At 65.7% G+C, this 21,532-nt stretch carries 24 protein-coding genes; 10 read left to right on the top strand and 14 right to left on the bottom strand.

Features of this window, described 5'->3' with window-relative positions; all coding sequences use genetic code 11:
* Positions 1 to 86: 86 nt before the first annotated feature.
* The 6 genes from GFD32_RS14680 to GFD32_RS14655 form a co-directional block, all read right to left on the bottom strand.
* Positions 87 to 941 carry a universal stress protein gene (locus GFD32_RS14680; protein WP_163577352.1) on the bottom strand — a complete coding sequence of 285 codons (855 nt, stop codon included), beginning with the start codon at positions 939 to 941 and terminating at the stop codon, positions 87 to 89.
* Position 942: 1 nt separating this feature from the next.
* Entirely contained in the window at positions 943 to 2,433 is a 1,491-nt protein-coding gene (locus GFD32_RS14675; RefSeq protein ID WP_163577351.1) for a SulP family inorganic anion transporter, read from the bottom strand.
* 305 nt (positions 2,434 to 2,738) lie between these two features.
* The gene (locus GFD32_RS14670; protein ID WP_205599147.1) at positions 2,739 to 3,653 is read right to left on the bottom strand and encodes a DMT family transporter; all 915 of its coding nucleotides are present in this window, start codon (positions 3,651 to 3,653) and stop codon (positions 2,739 to 2,741) included.
* Between the two features lie 58 nt (positions 3,654 to 3,711).
* A complete protein-coding gene (locus GFD32_RS14665) occupies positions 3,712 to 4,503 on the bottom strand; it encodes a slipin family protein (RefSeq protein WP_163577350.1) in 792 nt (263 codons plus the stop codon).
* A 57-nt stretch (positions 4,504 to 4,560) separates the two neighbouring features.
* A complete protein-coding gene (locus GFD32_RS14660) occupies positions 4,561 to 6,027 on the bottom strand; it encodes an NfeD family protein (protein WP_163577349.1) in 1,467 nt (488 codons plus the stop codon).
* 185 nt (positions 6,028 to 6,212) lie between these two features.
* A complete protein-coding gene (locus tag GFD32_RS14655; protein WP_163577348.1) occupies positions 6,213 to 6,914 on the bottom strand; it encodes a hypothetical protein in 702 nt (233 codons plus the stop codon).
* Between the two features lie 205 nt (positions 6,915 to 7,119).
* Between GFD32_RS14655 and GFD32_RS14650 the strand changes: the two genes are divergently transcribed.
* Genes GFD32_RS14650 through GFD32_RS14635 form a run of 4 tightly spaced genes read left to right on the top strand, consistent with a single transcriptional unit; the run spans position 7,120 to position 11,796 of the window.
* A complete protein-coding gene (locus GFD32_RS14650; protein ID WP_240455671.1) occupies positions 7,120 to 8,208 on the top strand; it encodes a phosphotransferase family protein in 1,089 nt (362 codons plus the stop codon).
* A 1-nt stretch (position 8,209) separates the two neighbouring features.
* A complete protein-coding gene (locus tag GFD32_RS14645) occupies positions 8,210 to 9,436 on the top strand; it encodes an ABC transporter substrate-binding protein (RefSeq protein WP_163577347.1) in 1,227 nt (408 codons plus the stop codon).
* A 33-nt stretch (positions 9,437 to 9,469) separates the two neighbouring features.
* Positions 9,470 to 11,167, top strand: coding sequence for an ABC transporter permease (locus GFD32_RS14640; RefSeq protein WP_205599146.1), 1,698 nt, complete (start codon positions 9,470 to 9,472; stop codon positions 11,165 to 11,167).
* Entirely contained in the window at positions 11,164 to 11,796 is a 633-nt protein-coding gene (locus tag GFD32_RS14635; RefSeq protein ID WP_163577346.1) for an ATP-binding cassette domain-containing protein, read from the top strand. The genes GFD32_RS14640 and GFD32_RS14635 overlap by 4 nt, the downstream gene beginning before the upstream one ends.
* Here the strand turns inward: GFD32_RS14635 and GFD32_RS19855 are convergent.
* The 3 genes from GFD32_RS19855 to GFD32_RS14620 form a co-directional block, all read right to left on the bottom strand.
* Positions 11,793 to 12,131: a hypothetical protein gene (locus GFD32_RS19855; RefSeq protein ID WP_205599145.1), complete on the bottom strand. Its 339-nt coding sequence runs from the start codon at positions 12,129 to 12,131 to the stop codon at positions 11,793 to 11,795. The genes GFD32_RS14635 and GFD32_RS19855 overlap by 4 nt on opposite strands.
* An 86-nt stretch (positions 12,132 to 12,217) precedes the next feature.
* On the bottom strand, positions 12,218 to 12,862 hold the full coding sequence (locus GFD32_RS14625) for a hypothetical protein (RefSeq protein ID WP_163577345.1): 645 nt from the start codon (positions 12,860 to 12,862) through the stop codon (positions 12,218 to 12,220).
* A gap of 119 nt (positions 12,863 to 12,981) precedes the next feature.
* Positions 12,982 to 13,446 (bottom strand): DUF302 domain-containing protein, encoded by a 465-nt coding sequence (locus tag GFD32_RS14620; protein WP_240455670.1) that lies wholly within the window; start codon positions 13,444 to 13,446, stop codon positions 12,982 to 12,984.
* Positions 13,447 to 13,632: 186 nt separating this feature from the next.
* On the opposite strand from GFD32_RS14620, the gene GFD32_RS14615 reads away from it, so the two are divergent.
* Genes GFD32_RS14615 through GFD32_RS14600 form a run of 4 tightly spaced genes read left to right on the top strand, consistent with a single transcriptional unit; the run spans position 13,633 to position 15,770 of the window.
* The gene (locus tag GFD32_RS14615) at positions 13,633 to 14,322 is read left to right on the top strand and encodes a TIGR04283 family arsenosugar biosynthesis glycosyltransferase (protein WP_163577344.1); all 690 of its coding nucleotides are present in this window, start codon (positions 13,633 to 13,635) and stop codon (positions 14,320 to 14,322) included.
* A complete protein-coding gene (locus GFD32_RS14610) occupies positions 14,312 to 14,956 on the top strand; it encodes a TIGR04282 family arsenosugar biosynthesis glycosyltransferase (RefSeq protein ID WP_163577343.1) in 645 nt (214 codons plus the stop codon). Before GFD32_RS14615 ends, GFD32_RS14610 begins: the two co-directional genes overlap by 11 nt.
* Positions 14,950 to 15,573, top strand: a complete 624-nt coding sequence (locus tag GFD32_RS14605) for a sigma-70 family RNA polymerase sigma factor (RefSeq protein WP_240455669.1) — start codon at positions 14,950 to 14,952, stop codon at positions 15,571 to 15,573. Before GFD32_RS14610 ends, GFD32_RS14605 begins: the two co-directional genes overlap by 7 nt.
* On the top strand, positions 15,570 to 15,770 hold the full coding sequence (locus tag GFD32_RS14600; RefSeq protein ID WP_163577342.1) for a zf-HC2 domain-containing protein: 201 nt from the start codon (positions 15,570 to 15,572) through the stop codon (positions 15,768 to 15,770). Before GFD32_RS14605 ends, GFD32_RS14600 begins: the two co-directional genes overlap by 4 nt.
* 5 nt (positions 15,771 to 15,775) lie before the next feature.
* Here GFD32_RS14600 and GFD32_RS14595 read toward each other — a convergent pair whose 3' ends face one another.
* The 4 genes from GFD32_RS14595 to GFD32_RS14580 all read right to left on the bottom strand — a co-directional run bounded on the left by GFD32_RS14595 (position 15,776) and on the right by GFD32_RS14580 (position 19,650).
* Complete coding sequence (locus GFD32_RS14595) at positions 15,776 to 16,255, bottom strand: DUF302 domain-containing protein (protein ID WP_205599144.1); 480 nt, start codon at positions 16,253 to 16,255, stop codon at positions 15,776 to 15,778.
* Complete coding sequence (locus GFD32_RS14590; protein ID WP_163577341.1) at positions 16,252 to 16,830, bottom strand: DinB family protein; 579 nt, start codon at positions 16,828 to 16,830, stop codon at positions 16,252 to 16,254. Before GFD32_RS14590 ends, GFD32_RS14595 begins: the two co-directional genes overlap by 4 nt.
* An 88-nt stretch (positions 16,831 to 16,918) precedes the next feature.
* Positions 16,919 to 17,176: a hypothetical protein gene (locus GFD32_RS14585; RefSeq protein ID WP_163577340.1), complete on the bottom strand. Its 258-nt coding sequence runs from the start codon at positions 17,174 to 17,176 to the stop codon at positions 16,919 to 16,921.
* 119 nt (positions 17,177 to 17,295) lie between these two features.
* Positions 17,296 to 19,650, bottom strand: a complete 2,355-nt coding sequence (locus tag GFD32_RS14580) for a PqqD family peptide modification chaperone (protein ID WP_163577339.1) — start codon at positions 19,648 to 19,650, stop codon at positions 17,296 to 17,298.
* Positions 19,651 to 19,828: 178 nt separating this feature from the next.
* On the opposite strand from GFD32_RS14580, the gene GFD32_RS14575 reads away from it, so the two are divergent.
* Positions 19,829 to 19,990 carry a hypothetical protein gene (locus tag GFD32_RS14575; protein WP_163577337.1) on the top strand — a complete coding sequence of 54 codons (162 nt, stop codon included), beginning with the start codon at positions 19,829 to 19,831 and terminating at the stop codon, positions 19,988 to 19,990.
* A 57-nt stretch (positions 19,991 to 20,047) separates the two neighbouring features.
* Complete coding sequence (locus tag GFD32_RS14570; protein ID WP_163577338.1) at positions 20,048 to 20,638, top strand: TetR/AcrR family transcriptional regulator; 591 nt, start codon at positions 20,048 to 20,050, stop codon at positions 20,636 to 20,638.
* A 17-nt stretch (positions 20,639 to 20,655) separates the two neighbouring features.
* Here GFD32_RS14570 and GFD32_RS14565 read toward each other — a convergent pair.
* Positions 20,656 to 21,532, bottom strand: an 877-nt coding sequence (locus GFD32_RS14565) for an ISL3 family transposase (protein ID WP_205599143.1), incomplete at its 5' end; no start/stop codon positions are given.

Genomic DNA, 21,532 nt, shown 5'->3' with positions numbered 1-21,532 from the left:
CGCGTAGATTTTCTGCGCCTGCTTCCGAGTCTTGCAGACGACGTCTAGGAGCGTTGGCGGCATGCCGCCGCCGGCCACGGACGAACTTACCGCAGCAACAGTACCGGCTGCTCGGTCTGGCGCAGCATCGCCGTGGTGGTGCTGCCCACCAGCAGGTGGCGAATTCGCGAGTGACCGTAGGCGCCCATCACCAGCAGGTCGATGCCGTGCTCCGCCTGGTAGCCGCGCAGCGTGGCTTCCACCTCACCGGCGCGAATCGCCCCTTCGGCGTCGTGACCCGCCTCCCTCAACGTGGCCAGCGCCCAGTCGAGCTGCGAGCGGTTGTCGCCGGTCTCGGCACCGACGATCACCACGTGCACCGCGATCCCCGCAAACAGCGGGCTTTTCGCCAGCATCTCCACCCCCTTGCGGGTGGTCTTGCTGCCGTCGAAGGCGATCATCGCCCGTTCGGGCCGATGGAACGTCTCCGACACCATGAGGATCGGCCGGTGCAGGGTCCGCACCACCCGTTCCAGGTTGGAGCCCAGGTGCTCGCTGGCCTGGTGAGCCGTCTCGCCGCGCTTGCCCACCACCAGCAGGCGAGTCTCGCGCTCGAGCTCTTCGAGAGTCTCCACCAGCGTGCCGTTGCGCTGACGGGTGGCGGGCGACGCCACGCCGTCCGCCACGGCCCGCTCCTTGGCCGCCTTGAGCATCAGCCGGCCCTGCTCCTGGGCCACCTTGGCGCGCCGCTCGTCGAGGCTCGCCAGCTCTTCCAGCAAGTGCTCCCGCGAACCCAGGCCGATGTTGCCAGAAAGATCCGCTTCAGCGGTCTGGGGGTGGTTGTCGACCACGTGCAGGAAGGTCAGCGGCGCGTCGAGCGCCAGGCTGGCCCAGGCCGCGTAGTCGCATACCCCTTCGGAAAACTGCGAGCCGTCGATGGCGGCCATTACCTGTTCCGTCATGTCAGTGACCTCCCATCAGCTTTTCGACGGCCTCGGGGTCGTCATGCACCGCATAGCGGTCGACGATGGTAGCACTGGCCTCGTTGAGACCGATCATGTCCACCTCGGTACCTTCCCGGCGGAACTTGATCACCACGCGGTCCAGCGCCTGCACGGCGGTGATATCCCAGAAGTGCGCCCGCGACAGGTCGATGGTGACGGTCTCGACGGACTCCTTGAAGTCGAAGGCGGCGCCGAAACGCTCGGAGGAGGCGAAGAACACCTGCCCCACCACCGTGTAAATGCGACGGCTGCCCTCTTCGGCTTCCTCACTGCCGATGTAGAGGATGTTGCCCACCTTGTTGGCGAAGAACATGGCCGCCAGCAGCACGCCGACGAAGACGCCGATGGCCAGGTTGTGGGTGCCCACGGTGACCACCACCGTAGCCAGCATCACCAGATTGGTGCTCATCGGATGCTTCTTGAGATCCTTGACGGAGCTCCAGCTGAAGGTGCCGATGGAGACCATGATCATCACCGCCACCAGCGCCGCCATGGGAATCTGCGACACCCAATCGGCCAGGAAGACCACCATCAGCAGCAGTGCCACGCCGGCAATCAGCGTCGACAGCCGCCGCCGACCGCCCGACTTGATGTTGATCACCGACTGGCCGATCATCGCGCAGCCCGCCATGCCGCCCAGCAGACCGGCGCCGATGTTGGCAATGCCCTGGCCCTTGCACTCACGGTTCTTGTCGCTCTTGGTGTCGGTCAGATCGTCGATGATGGTCGCGGTCATCATCGATTCCAGCAGCCCCACCACCGTGAGCATCAGCGAGTAGGGCAGAATGATCATCAACGTCTCGAGATTGAGCGGCACTTCCGGCCACAGGAAGACCGGCAGGCTGTCGGGCAGCTCGCCCATGTCGCCGACGCTTCTGATCTCCATGCCGGTGGCCATGTAGACGCCGGTGAGCACCACGATGCACACCAGCGGCGAGGGAATCGACTTGCCGATCACCGGCACGTAGGGGAAGCCGTAAATGATCGCCAGGCCGGCCAGCGTCATGGCGTAAACGTGCCAGGTGACGCCAGTCAATTCCGGCAGTTGAGCCATGAAGATGAGAATGGCGAGCGCATTGACGAAGCCCGTGACCACCGAGCGCGATACGAAGCGCATCAGATCGGCGAGCTTGAGATACCCGGCGATGATCTGGAAGACGCCGGTGAGCAACGTGGCGGCCAGCAGATACTCGAGACCATGCTCCTTGACCAGGGTGACCATCAGCAGCGCCATGGCGCCGGTAGCCGCCGAGATCATCCCGGAACGTCCCCCGGTGAAGGCGATGATCACGCAGATCGCAAAAGACGCGTAGAGGCCGACCTTGGGATCGACGCCGGCGATGATCGAGAAGGCGATCGCCTCGGGAATCAACGCCAGAGCGACGACGATGCCCGACAGGGTGTCGCCCTTGAGGTTGGAGAACCAACTCAGTTTCATTTTTTCGTACATGCTGCGGTCCAGTCAGGGGTGGTTATCGTGTCTTGCAAGGTCGGCGCCATGTCGCGAGCGTGCCAGCCCAAGATCAGCGTCAACGAAGCGCCGGTCAGCCAAGGACATGGCAACCGGAGCGACGACGTAATGCCTGATTCCGACACCGGCGTGGCGTCGCAAGGCGAAGAAGAGGAGGGTGCGCTAGGGCGGCGTGGCCAGCCCGGCGGAAGGTATCGTCACGAGAAAAAGAATCCCTTGCTCAGTCATGGCGAAGCGGGTATGGACGAAAGTCTAAGCTCCGCTCCCGACAAGAGCGCGAGAGTCTAGCAAAGATCGTGCTGCGGCGCACCCTGGCGCAGCCGGCGTTCCAGACGGCGCTCGTAGAGCCCCTTGGCAACGAGCGTGCCGAGCACCAGAGCGCCACCGACGAAGGCGATGGGCGCCGGGCGCTCACCGAGCAGCCACCATACCCACAGCGTACCCACCACCACCTCGAGCAGCATCAGCAGCCCCACTTCGGCCGCCGGCAAGTAAAGCGGCCCACGCTGAATCAGCGTGAAGCCCAGCGGCAGCAGCACGAGACACAGCAGCACCAGCCATATCAGGCTGTCGGCCGGGGGGAGCTGCAAACCACCGGTCAGGCTGCCGAACGCCGCCGCCACGCACGCCACGATCAGGCCGGAAAGGGTCAGCATGGGGCTCATGTCGATGCCCGGCCGCGTGCGGCACAGGGTGAAGTTGGCGGCCAGGCCGGTGGCTGCCAGCAGAGCGAAGGCGTTGCCGATCCACGAGCCGGTACCGGCGTCGTCGAGCACGATCAGTGAGGTACCCAGCAGACACAGCCCGATGGCCAGCCAGGTGCGCCGGGGCAGACGTTCGTGAAGAAACAGGCGCGACAGCAGCGCGGCGATCAGCGGTGCCCCGGCCAGGATCATCAGCACGTTGCCACCCTTGGTGTACTGGTTGCCGAGCACGAAGCCGAAGGTGGAGGCGCTGAACAGCAGCGCCACGCCGATGCCGGTCCAGCCGCAGCGCCGGTAGGCGGCCAGGGTCTGGGCTCCGTTGCGCATCATCACGATGGCGATGAAGCCCAGCGCAGTGAGCAGGCCACGCCATACTAGAATCTCGGCATCGGGCAGGCCGATCACCTTGATCAGCAGAGCGTCGGGAGAAATGATCAGGGCACCGCCGCCGGTCATCAGCAGACCCTGCTGGCGGTGCGATAACCAGTGCGTCAAGGCGACCTCGTATGCCGGTGAGTCGCCTCAGAGTGCCAGAACATGGGCACGCTGCCCATCAGGCATCGTTATCACTCGCCTTGGGTGACGGCTTGCCAACCTTGCCGGCACGCATATCGCGGAATGCTTCCATCAGATCGATGGGCAGCGGAACGACGATGGTGGACGCATTCTTGTTGCTCATGTCGCTCATCGTCTGCAGGTAGCGCAGCTGCAACGCGGCGGAGTTCTCGGACATGACGTTGGCCGCCTCGACCAGCTTCTTCGAGGCCTGCAGCTCGCCCTCGGCGTGGATCACCTTGGCACGCCGTTCACGCTCGGCCTCGGCCTGGCGAGCGATGGCACGGATCATGCTTTCGTCGAGGTCGACGTGCTTGATCTCCACGTTGGCCACCTTGATGCCCCAGCCCTCCGCCGAGGCGTCGATGATCTCCTGAATGTCGTCGTTGAGCTTGTCGCGCTCGGAGAGCATCTCGTCGAGGTCGTGCTTGCCGAGCACCGAACGCAGCGTGGTCTGCGCCAGCTGGCTGGTGGCATTGACGAAGTGTTCCACCTGGATGATGGCTTTCTCCGGATCCACCACGCGGAAGTAGATCACCGCATTGACCTTGACGGTGACGTTGTCCTGAGAGATCACGTCCTGCTCCGGCACGTCCATGGTGATCACCCGCAGGTCGACCACTTCCATCTTCTGGATGCCGGGAATGACGATGATCAGCCCCGGCCCTTTCACCGCCTGAAAGCGACCGAGAAAGAACACCACGCCGCGCTTGTACTCGGGCAGAATGCGGATCGATGCCGCAATCAGCATGACGAGCAGTACGACGGGAACGAGATAGGAAATCATCATGGCTGCGTCTCCCTGTGAATCATGAACGGTCGGTCCAGTGGGCTAACCCGGCGTCGATCACTCATCGGCACGACGCTCGGCGTCATCCACGGGTTCGACATCGACGGTGAGGCCGTTGATGCGCACTACCCGCACGACCTGGCCCCGTCGCAACGGATGAGCGCTGCGGGCGTTCCACCGCTCACCGTGCAGGCGCACGTGGCCCTGGCCCTCGAAATCCTCCAGGACCGTGGCCTCGCTGTCTGCCAGCTCCTCCTGCCCAGTGCGTACCGGCCGGCGCCGCAGCCCGACGAAGCGGGTGACCGCCCACAGCATCAGACCGGCTGCCAGCAGCGCCACGCCGCCGATCAGCGGCAGAGAAATGCTCAAGTTGTCTGCGTCCATCAGTATCACCGATCCGAACACGAAGGCAGCGATGCCGCCGATGCCGAGAATGCCGAAACTAGGCATCAGTGCTTCGCCGACGATCAGCGCCAGCCCCACCAGGATCAGCGCCAGCCCGGCATAGTTGACCGGCAGCACCTGGAAGGCGAACAGCGCCAGCAGCAGGCAGATGATGCCGATGGTGCCGGGCACCAGACTGCCCGGATTGGACAGCTCGAAGATCAACCCGTAGAAGCCGATGATCATTAGGAAATAGGCGACGTTGGGGTTGGTGATCACCGACAGCAGTTGGGTGCGCCAGTCGGGATCGAAGCGCTCGAGCGTCAGCCCGGCGGTATCCAGCGTGCGCTCGCCGCGCTCCATCACCACCGTGCGGCCGTCGATCCGTTCGAGCAGATCGTCGATGTCGCGGGCCACCACATCGATGACGTTTCTCTCCAGCGCCTCGCTGGCGGTGAGGTTGACCGCCTCGCGCACCGCTTCCTCGGCCCAGTCGGCATTGCGACCGTGGCGTTCGGCCAGCGAGCGGATGTAGGAGACGGCGTCTTCCAGCACCTTGCGCTCCATGGCCGTCTCACCGCGGCGGGGTTGGTCTTCGGCCGCATCACCGCCTTCCGGCTCGGCAGCCTCGTCGTTGCCGTTCGCCGGTTGATCCTCGGTGGATTCGTCGCCACCCTCCTCCTCACCGCCTCCCAGGCCGGGCAAGCCACCGCCGCCCATCTGCACCGGCGTCGCCGAGCCGAGATGCGTGGCTGGCGCCATGGCTGCCACATGGCTGCCATAGAGCAGGTAGGTTCCGGCGCTGGCAGCCCGCGCGCCGCTTGGCGAGACGTAGATCGCCACGGGCACGCTGGCGTTGAGCATGGCGGTGATCATGTCACGCATGGAGGCATCCAGGCCCCCCGGCGTATCCATTTCCACCACCACCAGTTCGGCATCACGCTCGGCGGCCCGCGCCAAACCGCGCTTGAAGTAGTCGCTGGTGGCCGGACCGATGGCTCCCTCCACGGTCATCGCCAGAACCACACGCTCATTCTGCTGGGCATGGCTCTGCCAGGCCGCGAACCCGCCCAGCGCCAGGCACAGCACGCTGAGAAGCAGCAACAGGCGGTGACGGACACTGCCTTCACGTGCGCTCATTATGCCCTGTCCTCCCATGGAGACCGCCCGAACCGGGGCCCTTGCCAACTGACAACCGCGAACACCGGCTGGTTCAGCTTATTCTTATTCCAGCCTAGCAGGCCGTCGACATTACCGCCGACCGACACCAGCGACAAAAAGCCCGGTGCCAGTGACACCGGGAAGCGGGCAACCGCCCAGGAGGTTCACAGGTCGTGCGGCTCACCGGCGAAGCGCTTCTGCACTTCGACCATGTAGGCGGCCAACGACGTCAATTCCTCGCTGTCCCAGGCCAAGGGTTCGGCTTCCATGGGAGCGACCATGCAGATCTGGATCATCTCGTCGGCATGCACCTGGTCCATGCCGAACTGATTGCTGGCCATCGCAACCTCATGGGGGAAGGGCCGTTCGAAGGTATCGTTGTAGCCCATGTCGTTGCCATCGCTGCCATGACAGCTGGCACAAGCCAGGCCGTTACTGCTCAACGAGGTGTCGTAGTAGAGCGCTTCACCACGCGCGAGCAGCTCGGCGTCATTGCCGCCGGTTTCCTCATAGCCGGGACTGTAGTCAGCGGGACGCGCCACATCGGCACTCGAGCCACCTTCTGCCTCTCCTTCTGCTTCGCCCTCTCCTTCTGCTTCACCTTCTGCACCGCCCTCGGCCTCGCCTTCTGCCTCGGCTTCACCTTCGCCAGCGCCTTCTGCTTCTGCCTCCGCTTCGGCGCCGCCTTCGGCATGATTGCTGGCCAACAGCAGGGACTCTGCGCCGAGCGGAGCCATCGCCGTGTCACCGGCCGTGGCCTGCAGGGCCGTTCCCCCTGCCACCAGGAGCAGGGCGGGCGCGGTATAGGCGACCCGTCGGCTCAAGCGTCCCAGCAGCTTGCGACGTTTGTCGTCATGATATGACATAGTGGTTCTCCTCCATGGCTCCCAAAGGGTTGTTGGGATTCTCGATGACAGCCAGGGTCATGGTTACCGCTGCCGCTCAGCGGTATGCCTTGGTAGGCGATGGCCGACGAAACCTTACAGACACGACGATGGACTCACCCTGTAAGGAATGCCTTGTGGATACGACTCTCATCACACCCAAGCTGGCAAACCACTCGAGGAGCCCATGACGGAGACCGCCACCCATGCCGATGCCATGACGCGTGACGACCTCTGCAACCGATTGGAGCAGGCCCTGGCCGCACAGGGATATCGCAAGGACGTTCGGGGAATGGCACTGATGGCCGACACCGGCCTGGCGCACCACCATCTGTGGCTCGCCCGCGGCGGCGACGACTGGGTGGCGCGACTGCCCAAGCAGAGCCAACTGGGCCTGGATGCCCATGCCAACCTGAACTACCAGGCCGCCTGCTTCGAACGCGCCGGTCGCTGCGGCCATGCCCCGGCACTGCACGGCCTGCTCACGCCCTCGGCGGCACTGCCCCGCGGCGGCCTGCTGGTCAGTGCCGTGCGCGGTCGCGCCGCCCGATTGCCCGACGACTTGCCGGCCATCGCCGAGGCGCTGGCCGCCCTGCACGACCTGCCGCTACCGCCACGCGATGAGCGCGCCCCGCTAATGGCGCCGGACGACCCTTGGGCCGCCATGCGCGAGGAGGTCGAGGCCCAGGCCGAGTTCCTCGGCAAGGCCGAGCTTTCACCGGCCGTGGTCTCGGCGATCGAGGACGAGCTGGCCGCGCTGCCGCCCCGACTTGGCGAGCGCGAAGCGGCCCAACCACGCCTGATCAGTTTCGACGCCCATCCCGGCAACTTCCTGATCCGCGACGACGGCAGCGCCGTGCTCGTCGACCTGGAGAAGTGCCGCTACGGGCTGCCGGGCTTCGATCTGGCACATGCCAGCCTCTACACCTCCACCACCTGGGACATCACCAGTCACGCCGTGCTGAGCGTCGATCAGGTAGCTGCCTTCTATCGTCGCTGGATGAGCGATACCGGTCTTGTCGACGCCACGACCCTGCTCGCCTGTCGTCGCGCCATGTGGCTCTGGTCGCTCACCTGGTGTGCCAAATGGCGCGCCAGCCATCGCCGCTCCCGCGATGCCGAGGCGCGCGGCGAGGACTGGTCCGCCGAGCTCAGCGATGCCGCACTGATCGCCCATGTGCGTGACCGGGTCGAGCATTACCTGTCGCTCGCCACCATCGATCACGTCCGGCGCGAGTTCGACGCGCTGGCCAACGCTCTGGAAAAGGACACCTGACATGCCCCGCCTGCTTGCCACCCCTACCCTGTCTCGTGCCGCCCTGCTGGCCGGCCTCGTGCTGGCCATGCCTGCGGTTGCCAGTCCCGATCTCGACGACTGGAATGCCGTGCGCGACGCGGCACGCGGCCAGACGGTCTACTGGAACGCCTGGGGCGGCGATACGCGCACCAACGGCTACATCGACTGGGTGGCCGAACGCATGGCCGAGGAGCACGACATCGACGTGGTGCACGTCAAGGTCGACGACACCAGCACTGCCGTCTCCCGCGTGCTGGCCGAGAAGTCGGCGGGCAACGTCACCGATGGCAGCATCGACCTCATCTGGATCAACGGCGAGAACTTCGCAGCCATGAAGGAGCACGACCTGCTCTACGGCCCCTTCGCCGAGGCTCTACCCCACTTCGCCCTGACGCGTCAGGACGCCAATCCGGAGATGGTCACCGACTTCACGCTGCCTACCGAAGGGTACGAGTCGCCCTGGGGCAAGGCGCAGATCACCTTCTACTACGACAGCGAGGAAGTCGCGACGCCACCGGCCAGCATCGAGGCGCTGCACGACTGGGCCGAAACCCACCCCGGGCGCTTCACCTACCCGCGGATTCCCGACTTCACCGGCAGCACTTTCCTCAAGCAGGCCCTGATCGCCCTGACCGACGAGCGCGGTGCCCTCTATGCACCGGTCGAGGAGAGCGACTTCGAGGTGGTAACGGCCCCGCTGTGGGACTACCTCGACGCCCTCCACCCCCACCTGTGGCGCAGCGGGCGCCAGTTCCCAAGCTCGGGGCCTGAGCTGCGCAGCCTGATGGGCGACGGCGAACTGGCGCTGGCCTTCACCTTCTACCCCTCGGAGCCGGCTGCCGCCGTGGCCGACTACGAACTCCCGGAGAGCACGCGCAGCTACGTGCTGGACGCAGGCACCCTGGGCAACGTGCACTTCGTGGCGATTCCCTTCAACTCCCCCCACAAGGCCGGCGCCCTGATGCTGGCCGACTTCCTGCTCTCACCGAAGGCCCAGGCCCACAAGCAGGATATCGACGTGTGGGGCGACCGCACCGTGCTCGACGTTGCCCACCTGGACGCAGACACCCAGGCGCTGTTCGAGGTCGATGACAGCAACCCGGCCATGCTGCCCGCCGACGCGCTGCAGAAGACGTTGCCCGAACCGCACCCCAGCTGGATGACGGCCCTGCAGAACGCTTGGCAGGCACGCTACGTCGACGAATGACCTAGCCCGCCAACGCCGACATGCACTGACGCCATGCTGCTGCGCCTGACTCCCGCGCTGATCGTCACCCTGCTGGTCGGGCCCATCGTGGCCGGCGTGGGCATGGTGCTGCTGCCGGCGTTCGGCTACCTGCCGGCGCTGGGCGGCAATGCCCTGAGCCTGGCGCCGTGGCGGGCGCTTTTCGCCCAGCCGGGTCTGGCGCATTCGGTGGCTGTGAGTCTTACCAGCGGCCTGGTCACCACCGCGGTATCGCTGGCGATCGTGCTGCTGTTTCTGGCCGGCACCTCGGGCTCGCGGCTCGACCGCTGGCTGCGCCGCCTGGTATCGCCGCTGCTGTCGGTACCGCATGCCGCGGCAGCCTTTGGCCTGGCCTTTCTGATCGCTCCCTCGGGGCTGGTGGCGCGCCTGCTGTCGCCCGGCATCACCGGCTGGGAGCGGCCGCCCGACTGGCTCATCGTTCAGGATCCCTGGGGGCTTTCGCTGATGGCGGGGCTGATTCTCAAGGAGATTCCCTTCCTGTTGCTGATGAGCCTGGCCGCCCTGCCTCAGCTCGAAGTGCCGCGGCGCGTGGCCATGGCCCGCTCGCTGGGCTACCGCCCCACCCTGGCCTGGCTCAAGGTCGTCGCCCCGGCGCTGTATCCGTTGATCCGCCTGCCCGTCTACGCAGTCATCGCCTTCGCCTCCTCGGTGGTGGACGTGGCAATGATCCTCGGCCCCACCCTGCCGCCGACGCTTGCCGTATCGATTCTCGAATGGTTCAACGACCCCGATCTCTCCCACCGCTTTCTCGCCTCGGCAGGCGCCGTGCTACAGCTCGGTGTAACCCTGGCGGCGCTCGCCGGCTGGTGGGGGCTGGAGTGTCTAGCCAGGCGACTGGGACGGCGCTGGATCGACGCTGGTCAACGCCGGCGCGGCGAAGGCTGTCTGCGGCTAACCGGCAAGAGTGCCATGCTGGCGACCACGCTCGCTGCCGGGCTTGGCCTCATCGGCCTGGCCCTCTACTCTGTGGCCGGTTTCTGGCGCTTCCCCCATTCGCTACCCGATTCGCTCACGCTCGACCACTGGCTGGGTGCCATGCCCTCGCTGGGCGGGCCGGTGAGCACCACCCTCATCATCGCGGCCAGCGCCACATTGCTCGCCCTGCTGCTCGCCCTGGCGGCGCTGGAAAACGAGCAACGCAGCGGCAAGCACCCTGCCGAAGGGCGACTGCTCTCAGCCCTGTCGCTGCTCTATCTGCCGCTGATCGTGCCGCAGATCGCCTTTCTGTTCGGCCTGGTAGTGCTGTTCGAAACCGTGGGATGGCGGGCACGCCTGCCGCTGGCGATATTCGGCCATCTGCTGTTCGTACTGCCCTACGTCTTCCTGTCGCTGGCCGAGGCCTATCGCCGCTTCGATCCGCGCTGGTCGCAGCTCGCCCGGACCCTGGGCCGCTCCCCCAACGCCACCTTTTGGCGGATACGCCTGCCCATGCTGTTGGCGCCGGTACTCACTGCTGCGGCAGTTGGCCTGGCGATCAGCATCGGCCAGTATCTACCCACCCACCTGCTCGGCGCCGGACGCATCACCACCGTGACCACCGAGGCCGTGTCGCTGGCCTCCGGAGCCAACCGCCGGGTGATCGGTGTGTGGGCACTGGTCCAGGCCAGCCTGCCGCTGCTGGGTTTCGTGATCGCCATCGGCGTGCCGCGCCTGCTCTGGGCACGCCGCCGCGGATTGCAAGGAGCGCCATGACTTCCCATCGCCTCGACCTGGAGAACGTCGACATCCGCCTCGACGGTCAGCTGCTGGTTGCGCTCGATGCCACCATCGGTCCCGGCGAGGTGCTCACCGTGATGGGCCCGTCGGGTTCCGGCAAGTCGACCCTGCTGGCCTTTCTGGCGGGGTTTCTCGACCCGGCCTTCGAGGCCCGGGGACGTGTCGCTCTGGATGGCCGGGACATCACCGCCCTGCCCGCCGAAGAGCGCGGCATCGGCCTGCTGTTCCAGGACCCGCTGCTCTTTCCGCACCTTTCGGTGGCCGGCAACCTGCGCTTCGGCATGCCGCGCCATACGCACGACAAGTCACGGCGTATCGCCCAAGCGCTCGACGACGTGGGCCTCGAGGGTTTCGGCGACCGCGACCCGGCGACACTCTCCGGCGGGCAGAAGGCAAGAGTCGCACTGATGCGCCTGCTGCTCTCGGAACCCCGTACGGTCTTGCTCGACGAGCCCTTTTCCAAGCTCGATACCCATCTGCGCCAGGAGATGCGCGAACTGGTGTTCGACCATCTGCACCAGGCCGGACTGCCCAGCCTGCTGGTCACCCACGACCGCGACGACGCCGCAGCGGCAGGTGGGCAAGTCATCGAGCTGAGTCGCTAAGGGCGGACCGATACGGCTGACGACGATTCCCAGCGCACGCGGTGGGGATCGAAGCCCTCGATCAAATCGGCTTCGACGAAGCAGTCGCCCTCACTCCCGCCGAAACGCCTGCCGGCTGCGTTCCCCACGAAAAGCGCCGCATGGGTCCAGGAGGACTGAGTGAGATACTGAATCACCGTGCTCAGGCGCGAAGAGCCTTCGACCAGTAGCACGTCACCGGGCTCGAGACAGGCGAGCACATCCTGCTCGATACGTTCTTGGCCCTGGAGCCAGGGCCGGGGACAGGAAAGCCAGCAGCCGAGCCCGAATCCCAAACGTTCACAGGTCGCATTCATGCCGACACCCTCTATCTACGGGGATGCCCCGCTGCCAGGCGGCTAGCCTGGCAGCGAGAGGCCGTCGTTCATGGCCCTGGAAAGGGTCAGAGATTGGCACGCAGCAGGTACCGGTTGACACCGTCCTGATTGCCGCTCCGATTGCGCGATTCGACCACGAGTGTGTAGCGCCCCGCGGGCATCTCGCGATCCAGCACGAACTGTCCGCCTCGGCGCTGTGCCGTTGCCACCTCTTGACCGCTCTCATCGAGCAATTTGCCATGCATACGAATATGCGCCCCACCGATGACATCGGCTGATCGGCTGGTGATGACCACGCGTGAGGGAGCGTCAAGCTCGAAGGCATAGCGGTCGGTTCCCCCGACGGCGCGCGACGTGGTGTTTCCCTCGTGCAGGGTCAGCGGAGAATGGCTGGGCATCGCTGCAGCGGCACTCACCAGGCCCAAGGTCAGTATGGCCGTTGCCAGCGTGGTCGATACATTGACGGTTTTCATGGTGCCTCTCCTTCTATAGCGTTGAAGCATCAGGACCACGATCTGTGAGTCCTTGGCTATTAGTAGAGAGAAGCGGCCAGTAATTACCGATTGAATCACGCAAAAAATAGACGTTAAATTGCCAAAAAATTCATCGAAATAGCTCAACCATGCTGTCATCAATCGGCACAAACATCGACCAAACCAATGGTCTTTCAAACAATAGAACCGGTGATCATCAAACAGAAAAGCCGGCATATCGACATGCCTTTCACGCAACGAGTGGACAACAAAAAGCCAGGCAAAGCCTGGCAATATTGCATGCGCTGATGATTGATCGCTTCATGATGAGGATTGCAGGAAAACTCAGGCAGTCATCATTGCCCCGCCGCGTCGGTGGCAATCGCCGTCAATGCATCAGCCACCTTGTCGAGTGGCAGTTCGCAATCCGCCAGCCCGTGTCGCTCGGCCAGATACTCGGGATGATTCCACTCGATCAGCGTGCTTCCGTCGGCTTCTCTAACGACCATCTTCTGGGGCAGATCCAGCGCCATGCTGCCCTGGCACTGCATCATCGGCGTACCGACATCGGGATTGCCGAACACGTAGGTTCGCGTCGGCGGTAGCTCACGGTCGACGTTCGCCGCGTTGGCTTTGTGGTCGATGACGGTCACCAGGGTCATGCCGCGGGCTTCCAGTGTCTCGCGCAGCCGCTGGTCGACCATCTCGATGCCGTCCGCACTTTCACGCTGTTCGATGCCGTGCCCGTTGGCCACGGCCACACCAGCGACACACAGGGCCGTCACACCCAGGCCGGCCACTCCTCGAGCCAACATGCTCATGAGAACTCCTCCTTCGCTTGCGTTGCAGGATTACCTTTCCCAGCGTAGTCGTTGTCATCCCATCGCCGTATCCTCTCGTTGGGTCACGTAGCCCGGCAAGACCTTACACCGCATGCGCCCACGTCTCGCTGTAAGGGAACGCCATCGGCAACGACACCATCCTGAAGACCACCCCGAAGGGACATCATGAAGCCACCCCGACTCAGCGTGATCATTCCCACTCTGAACGAAGCCGATGGCATCGAGGCCACGCTCACCGCCCTGCTCGGCCTGTGGGGTTGCGGCGTGGAAATCGTCGTGGTCGACGGCGGCAGCGAAGACGCCACGGTGGCGCTGGCTCGCCCCCTGGCCTCGCAGGTGATCGACTCCCCTCCCGGTCGGGCGCGACAGATGAATGCCGGCGCCCGTGCCAGCCATGGCGAGCGCCTGCTGTTCCTGCATGCCGATAGCCGGCTGCCCAAGCGGGCCGACCAACGGGTGGAACGAGCCCTGGCCGGATCGCACTGCTGGGGGCGCTTCGACGTACGCCTGGCCGGCCGTCACCCTCTGCTGCCGATCATCGCTTTCGCCATGAACCGGCGCTCGCGGCTGACTGGCATCGCCACCGGCGATCAGGCGCTGTTCATGACCCGCGAGGCTTACGAGGCCGTGGGCGGCTTTCCCGAGCAGCCGCTGATGGAGGACATCGCCATGTCGCAGCGACTCAAGCGCCTGTCGCGACCCGCCTGCCTGCGCGCCAGGGTCACCACCTCGGGGCGACGCTGGGAGAAGCACGGCGCCTGGCGCACCATCCGGCTGATGTGGCGACTGCGCTGGCGCTACTGGCGCGGCGAAACGCCGGAAACTCTGGCGCGCGAGTATCGCCATGTCCGCTGATCGAGGCCCCTTTCCACTGGCCATACTGGCCAAGGCGCCGCTGCCCGGCCGGGTCAAGACACGGCTGATCCCGTCAATGGATGCCGAGGCCGCCGCCGGCCTGCACGAACGCCTGCTGCGCCACACCCTCGAGCAGGCTCTCCAGGCCACCCCGGCGCCATGCATCACGCTGTGGACGGCGCTGAATCATGCCCATCCGCTTTTCCACGAGCTGGTCAGCCGCTATGCCATCGCGCGGAAAGCGCAACCCGCGGGCGACCTCGGCCAGCGCATGCATCATGCCCTGGCCGCTATGAGCGGGCCGGGGCTGATCGTCGGCAGCGACTGCCCCGTGCTCACTCCTACTCTGCTGCGGCGCTGCTGGCAGGCACTGGCGAGTGCCGACGTCGTCTGCCTGCCCGCCGAGGATGGCGGCTACGCCCTGATCGGCGCACGTCGCGCCGAACCGCGACTGTTCGACGGTATCGACTGGGGCACGGACCGAGTCATGGCGCAGACGCGCCAGCGGATCGAGATGCTGGGCTGGCGATTGGCCTGCCCCGCCACGGTGTGGGACGTGGACCGGCCCGAGGATGTCGAGCGTTGGCAACGCGTGGAACGCCTTGCCGAAGAACGGGGAGGTCCGGCATGCTGACGCTCACCGCCCACTGGGAAGGAGCGCCCACCGTGTCTAGAGAGCCACTGGACGACCGCATGCAGCGCCTGGCTGCCGTACGCCCGCGCCTGCTCTCCTTTGCTCGCCTTCACCTGCGCGACAACGCCCAGGCCGAGGATGCCGTGCAAGATGCCCTGGAGGCCGCCATTACCAAGAGCGACAGCTTCGAAGGGCGCTCCGGCTACGAAACCTGGGTATTCGGCATTCTCAAGTACAAGATTCTCGATCTGATGCGTGCCCAGAAACGCCAGGGGCAGTGGCAACCGCTGGAGGACGAAAGCGACGACGACGCCATCGACCGCCTGTTCCAGCAGAACGGCCGCTGGCACGAGGCATCGCGCCCGGCCAGTTGGGGCGAGCCCGAGACGGTGTTCGAGAACGAGCACTTCTGGCAAGTGTTCGATGCCTGCATGATCAGCCTGCCCGACAGCGCCGCACGCGTCTTTTCGTTACGCGAGCTGATGGGGCTCTCCACCGACGACATCTGTCGGGAGCTCGACATCAAGGAAAACAACTGCTGGGTCATCCTGCACCGCGCTCGTCTGCGACTGCGCGCCTGCATCGAAAAGGGCTGGCTGACGGAGGAACGCGCATGATGATGTGCCGCCGCGCCACACAGCTGATGTCACAACGACTCGACCGGCCACTCACCTGGCGGGAGCGCCTGTCGCTGCGCTTCCATCTGGCGATGTGCGGCCCATGCAGCGAGTGCAATCGGCAGTTCGAACTGCTGCATGATGCCGGGCGACGCTATGCGCCGGAAACGCAAGGCAAGGACGACGGCGATACGTAGCCGTCTCACTCGCCTTCGACGGCCCGCTCGGCAATCGCCGCGAAGCGCTGATCGAGTTCTGCGGCGATGTCGCGAAGCGCCTCCCCGCCATCATCCAGGTACGGCGCGAAGACATGGCTCGGGGTCTTCCAGGCGAGGGTGGCCGTACCGTCTTCCTGCTCGGTGACGTAGAAGCGAATCGGCGCCTCGATCATCGCCGGAACGCTGGCCCGAACGGCACGTACGGCATAATCGTTGCGGAACACCCCGATCACCCGGTTGCCGGGAATCGTCTCGCCACGCCGTGCCGCCGCTTCGGTCGGCCCCACATCCGTCACCACGCCCATGCCTTCGGCTTCGACCGCAGCACGCAGAGCATCCAAGAGCTCAGCATAGGCATGCTGCGTGGCACGCACCTCCCAGCCCTCATCGGGCCATTGGGCGGCCGCCGGCAGCGCCAGACCCAGGGTCAGCAACGGCGCCGCCATCCACTTCACACGCGTCATGACGCCACCTCCTGCCGTCGAGCGAACGACTGCGATTGGCGCTGCCAGTGACGAAGAGTGGAAGGATGCACCCCGAACGCCTCGGGCAGTGCATGACCGCGCTGCTCGGCCAGCAGGCCGATGATCGCCATGTGGTGAACGGTATGGCTGGTCAGGAAGGCCAGCTCGCGCCCCAGGCTGGTCGTCATCTCCAGGTCGATCCGCTGCGTATCGACCGGATAGCGAAGGCTCCATGCCTGGTCGGCATCGGTATCGGCAAACTCGGTCAGTCCCGCCATGATGGCCTCGATGCGACGAACCGCCAGGCGCGGCGAGCCTTCGAGGTCGGCCTCGCGGCGACGTCGCTCATAATCCAGGACGTTGCCGACGGCACGCCCCGCCAGCAGCGCCTCGTAGTGATCGATGATGTGGCGCACGTGCTTGCCCAGCGTATGGCGCCCATCGGCCCCGGCGGGAAGCGCATAGTCGTCGGCGTCGAGGCGCGCGACGAGTTCGCACAGCTGGGACAGCGCCTGCTGGTTCTCGTCGATGAGCCACGCCACGGCAGATGCTGGTGAATCGTTGGAAACGAACATCGCAGCCCCCTTGTCGTTGTCGGGTGATGCAGCAGGCGGGAAGCCGGCTTGCCCGGCCCCCGCCATAGGGGAAGGGGAATGCCTGGCTTCAGCCTTCGGCTTCGGCCTCTCCTTCACCTTCCCCTTCTCCTTCTCCTTCGGCTTCACCCTCTCCTTCGGCGCCACCTTCCGCGAGCATCAAGGGCGCTTCCTGGCCGCTGGTGTAGGCGGGTTCTTGCGGTGCATCGCTGGCTACCGCCTGGAAGGCCGCGCCGCTGGCAGCCAGTACCAGGGCGGGTGCCGTATAACCCAGCTGACGGCTGAGACGGCTCAGCAAGCTGCGGCGTTTCTCGTCGTGCAGTGTCATGATCATGACCTCCATGATGACGAATGAACGACATGTCGGGACATGTCGAGTGAACCGCGGCGCCGGCACCCTGCCGGCACCGCGGGCTGCATCGCCGTGGCGATGCCATGCCTGAGCGGCTAGCCGGCGACCTTGACCGGGCCGTCACTGTCACTGGCCTTCTTTGTCAGCCAATTCTCGACGTTCTCGGCGGCCGCGCCCTCAACCGGCGGCGCCACCGAGGCGCAGGCAGTGCCCGCGAGCCAGTCATGCAGGGCAGCGACGGCCAGCGCGGACAACGGCGCCGCGTCGCCGGTGACGATGCGCGGCAGGAGAGCGCCGAGCGCATCCAGCGCCGACTGCGCCCGGGGCGTCCGCGCGCCCGAGTCGGTCTGCCACAATACGCCGACGATGAGCACCGCTGGCGGCAGGCTGGCGGAAGGCCGCCCTGCCTCCATCGACAGCGGCAATCCCAACGGCTCTGCCTGAAGCGACGCGTGGCCCTGCCAAGCCAGGCGCACGCCGCGAGTGAACGTGCCGTCTGCGGGAACGGGCCACGACGCCGGCTCTGACGCGTCACCGTCCAGGCACAATACGCCACGCCCCTCGGCATCGATCCACAGACCGGCATCGACCACCGGCCGTGCGGCATCGGCCAGACCGCGCATCAGCCGAGCGATCAACGTCGGCCCGAGCTGCGCCAGCGTGAGCCGCGTTGCCAATACCTCGTCGTTCTCGACCAGGGTGTAGCCGGCCGGGTCGCTCAACACGCGCAGCGTCGGTACGGCCGCGTCTTCGTCGAGCGGCATCAGGCTCTCGCCGAACCAGCGCGCCAGACGCGCTTGCGCCGAGCCGCTGGCAATTCGCAGCACCCACTCCCGGTCTGCCAGGGCCAGCCGATAGACGCCACCGGACACCGCCGTTACGGCCGGCGCTTCGGGCACCGGTTCGGCGTCGCCGGCGGGCCGGGCTTCGCCCTGCTGACACAACAGACCTTCGCGGCACCATTCACCCAAGGTGGCCCATACCTCGTTGCGTGCCGTCTCCGGGTCAACGGTCGTGCCGCTCGCTGCCTCGACGAGCGCTTCGGCAATGGCCTCCGGAGCCACTCCCTCGGTGGCCAGCAACCAGATCAATGCCGCCGTGTCATTGGGGCGGTAGTAATGACCGGTACGGGTCGCGTAGAGCGCCAGCCGGTCGTCCTCGACCAGCTCCGCCACCTGACGACGCCGCAGGTGCGGCTGAGGAAGCGGCACTCCCGCCATGGCCTCGGCCAGGCGCAGGTCGGCAAGACTCGGCAGCGAAAAGTAGGGGAGATAGCGCATCGGCTGTGTCGCCGGCAGCAGTCGCTCGAAGCCCCCCGCGCGGGCATGTTCCGCCTCGGCCTCGGCCATCAGCGGCCCGGAATCCGAGCTGGCAGCGGCCGGGGGGTCGTCGGCATCACCGGGAATGTCGACCAGCCTGACGAGGTCGTGCACCAAGCCGCCTTTCACGACCTCTTCCACGCGCCCACCGCTCTCCGGTGCGGCACAGATGCCCAGCGACGGGCTGAGATTGCACTCGAGAATCCACGGCTTCAGGGTGTCGTCCACCAGGCAGTCGAGACCCAGCAGCTCGTAGCAGCCGCGCGGGTCGGCCCCGGCACGGTCGGTGCGGCGACGCATGGCGTCGACACCGGCGATGGCGGTGAGCGCCACCAGATCGTCGAGACGCGAGAAAAGCCGGTCGGCGTCGTGGCCTCGATCGAGCAGCCAGCCGCGGTAGCGATCCAGGTCGATGAATTCCACCGGCACCTCGGCGCGGTCGTTCAAGGCGTTGATATCGGGGTTGGTCAACTGGCTGTAGGGATTGTCGGCATCCTCCGGATCCCAGGGCTCCGAGGCCAGCTTGGCGAAGCCCTGGCGATAGCGATAGACGCGCAGCGGCTCGAGGGAGGCGATCAGCACGTAGAAACGCAGCACGTACTTGTGCCCCCGGATGGTATGGGGGTTGGCGAGATACTCCTGCACCAGCCAGTCCGGAGCCAGGGGCGCCTCGGCCACGTCGCGCAGCACGCGCACGCCCTTGCCCTTGGAAGCGTTGGTGGGCTTGAGAATCCAGCGGCGCGTCGGGGCGGCCTCGGCCTCCGCCTGCAACGCATGGTAATCGCCCGGCATCACGTAGGCACGCGGGAAGAAGTCGAGACGACGAGCCAACTCGCTGTCGGCACCGTGAGCGTCGACAATGCGCTCGCGCAGCGTCGCCAGGCTGTCATGCAGCCGGCTCTTGACCGTCAGTGCGGCGTTACCGGGGAAGTGATTGATCTTGCGACGTGGCGAAACGCGACGGAACTGGGCGGGTTCGGGCATGCCGGTGACCCAGGCGGTATCCCAGTCACGTTCGTCTCCCGGCTGCCAACCGCGAGGCTCCAGCGCCTCGCGAAAGAAACGATCCTGCTCGGCATCGCGTCTACCGGATAACCAGAAACGCCGCCCAGGGGCGCGCTGTTCGCTCATGGCCGAAACCTCCTGTCAGGCTGTCGTTTGTCATTGTCGTGGCATTCGGTCGGTCGTGCCGGTTTTTTCCTTACACTGCCGTTGTCAGTGCGCCGGTACCGACTGACACGGGTAAGGTCAATCGCCTCATGACCACCAAGGTAGAAACCTCCCTTTCGACTCTCGAGAAGCGTCGATCATGTCCCCATCGCCTCGCCTCCTGCGCCCTCTCGCCCTGCTCACTGTCGTCATCGGCCTGCCGGCTCATGGCGACGGCGACAACGCCGGCGTCGACGCCACGGCCTGGTTCGCCCAGCTGGGCGATTCGGCCTCGCCCGAATCGCCCGAATGCCCGTCTTGATCCCGGCCGATCGAGCCGGCCCTTGAATTATGGAACGATCGGTACTAGATTCAGGGCATGACACGCGGACGCCCTCTTGCCTTCGATCCCGACCGAGCCATCAACGCCGCGATGGAGACCTTCTGGTCACACGGCTACCAGGCCACCTCGATGCGCGAGCTGCTCGACGCCATGGCCATCTCGCGCAGCAGCCTCTATCAGGCGTTCGGCAGCAAGGAGCAGCTCTTCCTGGAAGCGCTGCGCCGCTATCGGGACGGCCTGATGTCGCGGCTGCACCGTCAGCTCGACACCGCCCCCAGCGGCCTAGCCTTCGTGGAGGGGTTGTTTCGCGAAACCGGCGCCTGTGCGGGAACCGAACGTGCCGCACTGGGATGTCTGATCTTCAACTCGGCCAGTGAGCTGGGGCAACGCGAAGGTCTCCCTTCCCAGCATGCCGCGCAGAGCGTGGCCGCCATCACCGAGCTGTTCTATCAAGCGGTGTCGAGGGCGCAAGCCGAGGGGGACGTCGCAGCCGATCGCGACGCTCGGGCGCTGGCCCACTACCTGACGCTGGGCATGGCCGGGCTGAGAACGCTGCTCAAGAGCGGCATCGACCCGGCACAGGCCGAGCAGACCGTGGAACTGCTGCTGCAAACGCTGCGCCAATGAAGCCACTTTTTTTTGGTTCATCGCACTTTGCCGGGAAACGCGGCACGGATCTTCAGAAAGAAGTACTCCATGTCGCGGTACCCATAGGCCATCCGCTTGATGACCTTGATCCGATTGTTCATGCCCTCCAGCACGCTGGTGTTCAGCCGGTGCCGGGCGCTGGACAGGATCCCCTCCAGATAGGGGGCCAGCCGCTTAGCGAACTGCCCCAGAGCCTCAATGCCGCTACCCATGGCCATGGCGTACCACTCCTGCCAGGCACTTCGGGCGGTGACCTCATCGTCGGCAAACCACAGGGTTTTGAGCTGATCCTTGAGCAGGTACGCCGTGGTCAGTGGCGCATTGGCCGCCAGCAGCTCCTCCAGCTTCACCGCCTGCTCGGGCTTAAGGTTGTCGGCATTGCGCAGCAGCAGCCAGCGGCTGCCCTTGATGACCTTGCGGGCCGCCTTGTCCTCGCGCAGCTGATTGGCTTGGTCGACGCGCACCCGATCCATTACCTCGCGCCCGTACTTGGCCACCACATGGAAGCGGTCGTAGACCACCTCGGCGTTGGGACATTGGTCCTTTACCTCGAGATCGAAGGCCGAGTTCATGTCCATGGCGACAGCATCTATCTGCTCTCGCGCCTCGCCCAGCCACTCGAAGAACGGGCGGATCGCGTCGCGGGAGCGGCCTTCGCCGATCCAAACCACCTGTTGGGTGTCGGCGCAGGCGACCACCGTGGCGTAGCGGTGCCCCTTGTGCAGGGCGAATTCGTCCATCATCAACCGTCGCAACCGTGTCGGGTCCGGTGCCGGCAGATCGCGTAGCAGGCGCTGCTTGTCGATGGTCTTGACGGTATGCCAGTGCAGGCCGACCAAGTCCGCAACATGCCGAATCGGCAGCAACGTGACC

Source organism: Halomonas faecis (assembly GCF_010993975.1).
Taxonomy (GTDB): domain Bacteria; phylum Pseudomonadota; class Gammaproteobacteria; order Pseudomonadales; family Halomonadaceae; genus Halomonas; species Halomonas faecis.
The sequence above is the reverse complement of the archived record's forward strand: the minus strand, read 5'-3'. Positions and strand labels throughout refer to the sequence as shown.